The organism is Paenibacillus sp. E194, from assembly GCF_000935845.1.
GTDB lineage: Bacteria > Bacillota > Bacilli > Paenibacillales > Paenibacillaceae > Paenibacillus_B > Paenibacillus_B alvei_B.
Genome location: NZ_JMDX01000219.1, coordinates 1 through 9389, shown reverse-complemented (window position 1 = coordinate 9389; position 9389 = coordinate 1). Strand labels below are relative to the sequence as shown.

Sequence of the window (9389 nt, the reverse complement as noted above, 5' to 3'; positions counted from 1 at the left end):
TCCGATAGCGAGCAGTATCGCGTATAACTCTTTGCGCCCGCCTTTGACCTCGGAATTGCTTGATTTCTGTATGCTCCGGAAAGAAGGCAGTGTCATACAGAGTGCGAGTACGATAAGAGGGAGCACGAGCCAAAACACGAATCGCCACGATAAATAGATCGAGATGAGGCCTGCGACATAAGGGCCGATTAATGCAGGAAGAACATAAGCGGCTGAGAAAGCTGCCAATATAGAGGTGCGCAGCGAATCCGGGTATCGAACCGTTACAATGTAATAGACACAGGTGACAAGGGAGCCAGCACCAAAACCCTGCAATGCTCTTCCTGCAATGAGCATATACATATGGAAGGAGAGAGCAGCTATGATGATGCCAATGACAAAGATAGAGAAGGAGACGAGAACGGATGCAATTACGCCATGCCGATCAATTTGTTTGCCGATAACCATGGAACCAATAAGTTGGAATAATAAGAAGGTACTAAAGATCCAGCCGTACAAATGGATGCCTTGCAGACTGTGTGCGAGTGTGGGAGCAATTGTAGTAATGGCGAGACCCTCGAAGGCGACAGTAGATAAAATGAGAATAATGCCGATTGTCAACGCCCGATACGGAACTTGAAAAATTCCGGTGTCTGCAGAACGAATTCCAACACACCTCCGTTCAAAAGTTATACTTGCCCTGACAATAGTGGTCATAGCAACTAATTGGGTAAAAAGAGACATAACCGTTATGTATGGATGCAATACAATGGTTATGTCTCTTCGTCGTCCGAGATAGTTGCTACGACTATTATATTCACAACAATTATTTATGTCAATGCCTGTAAATTGTATATTCGCTTATCTGGAGCTGCAGGTTACCATCTCATCCACAGGTTTCCCTTCCAGGTCGGGATATTTGCCCAGCGCTTTCCTTTGGCATCATATTTCACTGTGCGCACGGTTACTGTCTGTGGCTTCAATTCTCCAACCTTCTTGCCATCAATGGCTTGATAGAGTGGAGTTATTGCTGTTAACTTGACACGCTGGTTTTGTTCTGGATTCAGTATCCATGCTTTGCCTTGATAACTATTGATCTGATACCAGGTAAAACCGGACTCATCAATTTGCTCATTGATAATAGGAAGTGTCTGCGCTGCAAGATTGCCCGTCTGCTTGCCGTTGGGCATGTTATATATGGTTGTATTGGGGCCGACTGCAACGAGTTTGGAGTAGGCATTCGGGTCTTTCATCCACGCTGTTCCCATCCATGTAAATACTCGGTACCAAGTCGTATTGTGCTCATCCTTCGATGATGCCTCCACATAAATCACTTGGGGGCCTAAGAGACCTACTTTTTTGCCGCCAACCGAATCATAGAGAGTAGCGTCTTGTTTCAAGTCTACGAATATGGTTTCTGTCGCAACGGAACCAATTGTTGTATTCGCTGCTTGCTCAGCATATACGCCTGTTGCAGCTATCGTACTGAACGTTAAAGTCATAGCCATCACTGCCACTAATTTCTTCATTATTGAATTCTCCTCTCTCATGGTTATACAATGGTATGGTTTACTGCTAAGATGAACATTCCGATTTCTGGTTACTGGACTTGTTGTCAGATACCAACTTTATGTTAGGCCTTCTCTAGGATATTGAAGTTTGCGATGAGGACATGAAGGTATCATCTATAGGTGACATAAGGAATGTTCCCCCGCCTTGTTTAGTATGTAACCGGTTTACATGGTAGTGAAACAATATTTTGGAAGGAATGATAAGAGTGAAAACATTGTGGAAATGGCTGCGCCGTGGATTGTTGACGGTCATCGTATTGTTTATTCTGCTTGCTGGAGCGGCGTATTTTTACATTCAACCGACTACGGTATTAGGCTGGCCTCCTCAAGTGGATGTGTCTTTGTCAGAACGTTTGGAGCAAATCGTACACAATCGTTCTCTTACGATACAATTTAGCGAAGAAGAGATTAATGGACTGGTATCCAAGCATATGCAGGAGACAGAACCTTATCGCTCGTTGAAGGAAAAGTGGAATATTAGTGGGATGAAGACAGAGCTTGCGAACAATGAATTGGAAGCAACGATTCAATTGGAGCCTATCTCTTATGTTCAAGCAGAGCTCAAGATTACATTCCAATTGGAGTGGGATGATAGCAGTCAATCAGTACGTGTAGTGCCGACTGATGCCCGCGTGAAGGACATTTCAATCCCTCTCTCATGGCTGTCATTGCAGACGAAGGAATTTTCCCTATCGTCAGAGCTGCCGCATTTGGTTAAAGTAAAAGAAGTGAAGTTCTTAGAAGATGGCTGGAAGTTCCGCTTTGGGTTGAAACTTTAGTACGGAGTAAGATGAGCCTATTTGTTGCCGATTGCTAGGTTCATGTTAGGATTGGTGTGTTAGATAGGACGATAGAAAAGGACGTGACAGTTTGCCTAATCGTGAACAACTGCTCCAATTGCAGATGAATTTCCGCTCTATGTTGCGTGGGATGCGCGCCCAATGGGATCGGCATTTGGAACTGCATAACCTCAATGTGAATATGACTCAATTTGCAGTACTGAATCTTCTATTTCGCAATGGGGCAATGAAAGTAACAGATGTAGCAAAGGAGCTTCGCTTGACACCGGGAGCCGTGACGGGCATAACCGATAAGCTCACCTTGCTGCAATATGTTACACGCAATCGAGATGCACTTGATCGTCGCATTAATTATTTGGAGCTTACAGAAGCCGGGCATGAGAAGGTCAAGGCGGTGGAAATCCAGCGTGAGATTGTGTTCTCACGCTTCTTCGAAGGAATTCCGGATGAAGAGTTGCTTCATTTCATTCACATCTGTCAGCAAGTCAACCTCAATCTGGATGAAATATCACAAGTTGGGGAGTAATAATAGCATCACATGATGCTGGATGGAATTATGGACATGAGAATGTCCGCGCCTCCTGCGACCAAGGAGTGAAATGACCGTGAGCAACGGTTGGTGGTTGATCGTTCATGCTGTTGTTGTGCTTGGACTTCTCTATATGCTGTATGTCATGCAGAAGAGGCATGTGTCCTTTACGAAGCGGGTATTTGCTGGGCTCGGCTTAGGGATTGTATATGGAGCGCTTCTCCAGCAGCTATATGGAGCTGGGCATGATATTGTACGTGTGCTCAACGATTGGGTGTATATCGTGGGTGGTGGCTATGTACGTCTGCTGCATATGGTCGTCATTCCGCTGATTATCGTATCTATCATTTCCGCTATCTTGCATGTGACGACGAGAACGGGTGTTGGCAGGATGAGTGCAGTGATTATAAGCATCCTGATCGCGACGACTGCCGTTGCAGCTGCTGTCGGCATCGCATCTGCACTGGCCTTCAATTTGTCCGCTGTGAATATGGAGGCGGGACAACAGGAGACAGAACGTGGGCAGCACTTGAGTGAACAGGTCGGAGAAGTGCGTGATATGACGATCCCGCAGCAGGTACTGGAGTTCATACCTACGAATCCATTTCTCGATATGACAGAGGGAAGAAGAACTTCTACCATTGCAGTTGTTATTTTCTCTGCCTTCGTCGGAATTGCCGCATTAGGTGTGGCTAGGAAGAAGCCTGAGCATGGGCGCATGTTCACCTCTATCATTGATTCGCTACACGCGGTTGTCATGCGGATGGTGACATTGGTGATTCGATTGACGCCGTATGGTGTACTTGCGTTGATGATTCGCGTTGTGTCTACGACAGCACCAGCGGAGATATGGAAGTTGGGCCGATTCGTAATTGCTTCTTACGTTGCACTGATTGTCATGTTTATCATTCACCTGCTGCTTCTTGGGCTATCGGGGATATCGCCTGCACGATACGTGAAGCTCGCAACTCCTGCCTTGGTATTTGCCTTTACGTCACGTACAAGTGCAGGTTCTATTCCGATCAATGTGGAGACACAGCGGGATAAACTTGGAGTACCGGAGAGTTTTGCGAATTTTAGTGCGTCGTTCGGCGCTTCAATGGGACAGAATGGATGTGCCGGCATATATCCTGCCATGCTGGCCGTCATGATTGCACCTACTGTGGGAATGAATCCGCTCGATCCATGGTTTATTCTGCAGCTCATAGCGGTTGTCGCGATCAGTTCCTTCGGTGTTGCGGGTGTTGGAGGGGGAGCTACATTTGCCGCACTAATCGTGCTGTCTTCGATGAATTTGCCGGTTGGCTTGGCGGGACTGTTAATCTCAGTAGAGCCCCTTATTGATATGGGGCGCACCGCGCTAAATGTAAATGGATCCATGCTGGCGGGCGTATTATCCTCTCGTTGGCTAAGACAGTGGGACAAGGAAGCATTTCTCCTTGGTGAGATCCGTTCACCTTCCGGGGAAGAATCGTAGTTGAATATGATATGAACGGTTAAGCATTACAAAAGGCTAAAGGCTCGTCATACGGACGAGCCTTTTTTGTTATTCTTGTATGTTGCATAGAGCGATATGGCGATTATGATACTCGTCTTCCCGTCACAAGGGAGATGATGAACAGAACGAGGAAGATAAAGAACAGTACTTTGGCGATGGATGCTGCTGCTGCGACGATCCCAAAAAAACCAAACACTCCTGCAATTAAAGCGATTACTAAAAATATTGCTGACCATGTAAGCATAAGCTGTTCCTCCTTGATAGAATGTTACGAAAATAGGTTGGGCCGGGCAGCTTGTCTATGCTGCTCGATTGTCGTGGCTTGCATGATGATTACCACAGCTGGAGGACAGCTAAACAATTGGGTATTTTTGTTTCACAGTACTGCGTTCAGGGTATTTATTCATAATTGGTATACGGAAAAATGTGTTATGCTTGGGAATGCGGAGAAAGGCGGTATTCATCTATGTTATTGGAAATTAGTGCATTACTTGCAGCAGCAGCGTTCGCGGTGCTGGTGTTCTATCTGATTCAAACACTGCTGTCAGCCAAGCGCTCTCTGGAGCGGGCTGCCGATACGCTTGAGCAAGTACAGCAGACCGTGAATTTATTGAGTGGAGACTTGCAAGGTGTCGCCAAAAATGCGAATGAACTCTCTCTAGAGCTGTCTGAACAATTAAAGAAGATGGAGCCAGTGATGGACTCCGTTCAACATGCTGGTGAAGCCTTGAACGAGATCTCGATCGCTGCAAAGCAGGTATCAGTAGGACTGGTTAAGGGGGTACGTCGAGCCGCAGGGCGTTTTGAACGTGAGCCCATCCCTGATAGACGAGCGCCTAAGGAGCATCAGGTAGCAGCAGCGCCTGCGCCTGTACCAGAACCGCTGCAGGCGGATACTGCTGCGATAACACAGGAGCCGCCGGGTGAAGCTGGCCATAAGCAAGAACGTGAGCAATCACCGCAGGGACAAGGCCGTTCCCATTCATCAGTTGGTCATCAGCAGGATTGGAAGGAATGGATCGATATAGGAACGAAGCTGTGGCAATTGTGGAGACAGCGCGCATAGTGCGGTAGAGCCGGTTAACAGTTTGGTTAACCGGCTCTCGCTTTTTTTTCACAGGCAAGTAACAAAAAGGGATGATCTTCTTTGGCCTTTTCCGGTATAGTGGTAGTTGGGAATTATGGGGGACTATGTTGAAAAGGCGCTAATTATATCATAATCGATGAGGGGAGGAGAGTATGATGAACGTTCTCGTCGTTGATGACAATCCGACGAATGTCATGCTCATTCGGGAGATCCTTCGTAAAGCTGGCTATAACGGAGTGCAGACTGCTTCGTCAGCCCATGAGATGTATCAAGTTCTTGGGATGGATGGGCCTCTTGGGCCTATGTATGTACCGGATATTGATCTTATTTTATTGGATATGATGATGCCGGAGATTGATGGACTGGAAGCTTGCAGCACGATCCAGCAATACTCTGAGCTTCGGGACATTCCGATTATTATCGTAACGGCGATTGGGGATTCCAATATGCTCGCAGAGGCATTGGATGCAGGTGCGGTTGATTATGTCACGAAGCCGATTAACCGGGTGGAGCTGCTGGCTCGAATCCGGCTAGCGCTGCGCTTGAAGCGGGAGAAGGATTGGCATAAGGAACGTGATCGCCATATTCGTGATGAATTAAGCTTGGCCGCGAAGGTGCAGAGCTCTGTGTTGACAGAGCCTTATCAAGATGAACATATTACGATCAACGCACTTTATCAGCCTTCTGAGGAGCTGGCGGGGGATCTGTATGCTTGGTTCCCGCTGGGTCAAGGCAGATATGGAATTATCATAATCGATGTTATGGGACATGGCGTATCCTCTGCGCTGCTGTGTATGTTCATTGCTTCCGTTCTTCGGGACGCCGTCATGCAGATCGAACAACCGGATCTTGTGCTTAAGCGATTGAATACAAAATTTCATCAGCTTCATATGAACGGGAATTTAATGCTCTATTATATGACGGCATTATATGTGGTTGTTGATACGAACAAGGGATGCATCCAGTATGCGAACGCAGGACACCCTCCTGGCGTTGTCATGATGGAGAATGGTGAGCTCATAACCTTGGAATCTACTGGATATCCAGTAGGCATGTTCCCAGAGCTTGAAGTAGAGACCAAAAAAGTGCAATGCGACTCACGCGCTCGAATTGCAATGTATACAGATGGGTTAATGGAAACGGCGGGCAACAGCGTGGAAGAGGCTATGGAGCGCATTGCCAATATTCTTCGACAAGAGAAGACGCTGCAGAGCAGTTCATGGGACGAGCTGTTTGCACCTGGTTCTGATGAGGACAGTGAGGATGACAAGTGTCTGATTTGGGTGGATGTTCATTGATTTAGAAGGAGGGGCAGACAGTGAAGTTACGCACGAAATTAATCGCTGGCTTCGTTCTGTTCATGCTTATCATATCCGGACTTGGCTGGGTGTCTTATGATCGCATGAGCAGCTTGCAGCAGGATCTGGATGAGATTTATACGGACAGCTTTCGCAAAGTGGAACTTGCCTTCTTGATACGGGACGACATGGACAATATCGCCAGCGTGCTGGTAACCGATATGCTAAACCCGAATGTTAACGGCGAAGAATTGTTGCAAAAAGGGAACATTTACCGTGATAATATTGTTAAATCGTTCAGGGAGTTGACGGCACAATATTCAACGGCGCAAGAGAAGAAGCTCATCGAGCTAGCGATACGCGATTGGGACAAGTACGATGAATTCGTCAACAAGTCAGTAGAGCTCGCCACCAAGAATAAATATGAAGAAGCCAACGCATTGCGAAATAAAGAGGGCTTGGAATATCAACGCAACTTGAAAAACAGTGTGGCCGATTTGGCCAATCATCATGAGATGTCGATCGACAATCAGGTGCTGGAAGCGAAGAAGCATTACGAGCAGTCGATTACTTTGACGGCCGGTATAATGGTGCTGGGGCTTGTCGTTTCCTGCGCGATTATGTTGTGGGTCATTCCAAGTGTGACACGGAATTTGAATACGATGTCCATCATGATGCGCAGTCTTGCCCGTGGAAGGCTTCGTATTGTACGCAAGCTTGAGCCGCATACGAATGATGAGATCGGAGAAGTCATTCAAGTGTTTAAGCGGATGGCAGAAGACTTGGAAGCACGTAAGAAGAATGAGGAATTGTATCGGAAGGCTCAAGAAGAGCAAGCATGGATCGATGGAAATGCAGCACGTGTTACAGAGCTTTTGAATGGAGCCGCTACATTGAATCAGGTTGGGCAGATGTTCATTAGCGAGTTCGTGCCGACACTTGGTGGACAATATGGCGCACTGTATGTTCGGAATGAGACGGATCAACCAGAGGTATTCGAACTGTTCGGTACTTATGCAGCTACTGACGATTTGAAGGCTGAGCGAACAATGGTTGTTGGGAAAGGCCTGCTCGGTCAATGTGTCGTGGATGAGAAGCCAATTGTCGTAACCGATATGAAAGATTGCTCCATTCGGATTGAGTCGGGTGTATGTCAATCTCAACCGATTGAGCTTATATTATACCCTATTATGTTTGAACGCAGAGTGATTGCCGTACTGGAATTGGCATCATTGACGAAGATGTCCCCTGTACAGCATCGATTGCTCGAACAGCTTGCACAGAAGCTCGGGGTTATCGTCCATACGATCTCCGGACGCTTGCGTGTGGAGGAATTGCTGCGTGAGTCACAGGCGCTTACCGAAGAACTGCAATGCCAGTCTGAGGAACTGATGACACAACAGGAAGAATTGAAACGCTCGAACGAGTATCTGGAATCGCATACGGAAGCATTGAAGCGTTCTGAGGAGATGCTCCAGCGTCAACAGGAAGAACTGGAACACTACAATACGGAACTGATTGCGAAGACACGTGCGCTGGAAGAACAGATGCTGGCAACCCAAGAGAAGAACGAAGAGCTCGAAGGGGCTCGAACGATATTGGAACGCCAGACATTGCAGTTGGCCTTGGCTTCGAAGTACAAGTCTGAGTTCCTCGCTAATATGTCTCATGAACTGCGTACTCCGCTTAACAGCCTGCTAGTGCTGTCCCAATTGCTGGCGGAGAATAAGGAAGGGAACTTGGGACAGAAGCAGGTCGAGTATGCGCGTACGATTAACATGTCCGGTTCGGATCTGCTTAAGATGATTGATGAAATCTTGGATTTGTCCAAGATCGACGCAGGCAAGATGCAATTGAATTTTGAAACTGTCTATTTAAGCGAATTAGCTTCCTTTATGAGCGACAGCTTTGAGACAATTGCAGAGCAGAAAGGGCTTGAGTTCAAGGTAGAGATAGATCCAGATCTGCCAAGCTCCCTAGTAACTGATGGGCATCGAGTGAAGCAGGTTGTACGCAATTTGATTGGCAATGCATTTAAATTTACAACGAAGGGCTCAGTAACCCTTCACATTACGAAGGCGAAGCCAGAGCAATTGCCTTCCCCGCTTCAGGAAGCGGATGAGCCTTATTTAGCGATACATGTTGTAGATACAGGGATCGGCATTCCGAAAGATAAACAAGATTTGATCTTCGAAGCGTTCCAGCAGTTGGATGGTACAACTAGCCGAAATTACGGCGGCGCAGGGCTCGGTCTGTCCATCAGCCGAGAGTTGGCAAGACTGCTTGGCGGTAAGCTGCAGCTGGTTAGTCGAGAGAAGGAAGGCAGTACGTTCACCTTCTTCCTGCCGATGAAGGCGGTAGAGCCTTCATCGATTCCGGTTAACTCCACCGTTGCTTTGTATGAAAAGGCGATCGCAGAAGCCCAGGCGGCACTAACCGTAGCGGGCGAAGAGGGGCATACATCAGAGGAACGCAGTAAGTTCGTCAAGCCTCATATGCCGCAGGTATCTGCGAATCATGAGGGTATTCCTCTTACTGCTTGGGAAGAAGCGTTGCTCAAGGAAGTCGCTGTTTCTGAAGAAGTGGACGGACATAAGTGGCCATTTGGAGAGAAGAAGCTGCTGATC

At 47.3% G+C, this 9389-nt stretch carries 9 protein-coding genes; 6 read left to right on the top strand and 3 right to left on the bottom strand.

Translation table 11 applies throughout. The annotated features are described in order from the left end of the window. Both AZ66_RS30890 and AZ66_RS22825 read right to left on the bottom strand, forming a co-directional pair. A partial coding sequence (locus tag AZ66_RS30890) for an MFS transporter (protein ID WP_231586999.1) occupies positions 1-744 on the bottom strand: 744 nt, incomplete at its 3' end. Positions 745-857: 113 nt separating this feature from the next. Continuing rightward, positions 858-1508 (bottom strand): hypothetical protein, encoded by a 651-nt coding sequence (locus AZ66_RS22825; RefSeq protein WP_044356961.1) that lies wholly within the window; start codon positions 1506-1508, stop codon positions 858-860. A gap of 248 nt (positions 1509-1756) precedes the next feature. On the opposite strand from AZ66_RS22825, the gene AZ66_RS22820 reads away from it, so the two are divergent. The 3 genes from AZ66_RS22820 to AZ66_RS22810 all read left to right on the top strand — a co-directional run bounded on the left by AZ66_RS22820 (position 1757) and on the right by AZ66_RS22810 (position 4356). After that, entirely contained in the window at positions 1757-2329 is a 573-nt protein-coding gene (locus tag AZ66_RS22820) for a hypothetical protein (protein ID WP_021255310.1), read from the top strand. 91 nt (positions 2330-2420) lie between these two features. Continuing rightward, the gene (locus tag AZ66_RS22815) at positions 2421-2876 is read left to right on the top strand and encodes a MarR family winged helix-turn-helix transcriptional regulator (protein WP_021255309.1); all 456 of its coding nucleotides are present in this window, start codon (positions 2421-2423) and stop codon (positions 2874-2876) included. Between the two features lie 73 nt (positions 2877-2949). After that, complete coding sequence (locus AZ66_RS22810; RefSeq protein ID WP_044356960.1) at positions 2950-4356, top strand: L-cystine transporter; 1407 nt, start codon at positions 2950-2952, stop codon at positions 4354-4356. Between the two features lie 103 nt (positions 4357-4459). On the opposite strand, the gene AZ66_RS30885 is transcribed toward AZ66_RS22810, so the two are convergent. Continuing rightward, positions 4460-4621 (bottom strand): DUF1328 domain-containing protein, encoded by a 162-nt coding sequence (locus AZ66_RS30885; protein WP_044356959.1) that lies wholly within the window; start codon positions 4619-4621, stop codon positions 4460-4462. A 222-nt stretch (positions 4622-4843) separates the two neighbouring features. Between AZ66_RS30885 and AZ66_RS22800 the strand changes: the two genes are divergently transcribed. The 3 genes from AZ66_RS22800 to AZ66_RS22790 form a co-directional block, all read left to right on the top strand. After that, a complete protein-coding gene (locus AZ66_RS22800) occupies positions 4844-5443 on the top strand; it encodes a DUF948 domain-containing protein (RefSeq protein WP_044356958.1) in 600 nt (199 codons plus the stop codon). A gap of 176 nt (positions 5444-5619) precedes the next feature. Beyond that, on the top strand, positions 5620-6762 hold the full coding sequence (locus AZ66_RS22795) for a SpoIIE family protein phosphatase (protein WP_021261594.1): 1143 nt from the start codon (positions 5620-5622) through the stop codon (positions 6760-6762). Between the two features lie 20 nt (positions 6763-6782). Continuing rightward, positions 6783-9389 (top strand): ATP-binding protein (locus tag AZ66_RS22790; RefSeq protein ID WP_052648781.1); only part of this gene is annotated, 2607 nt, incomplete at its 3' end.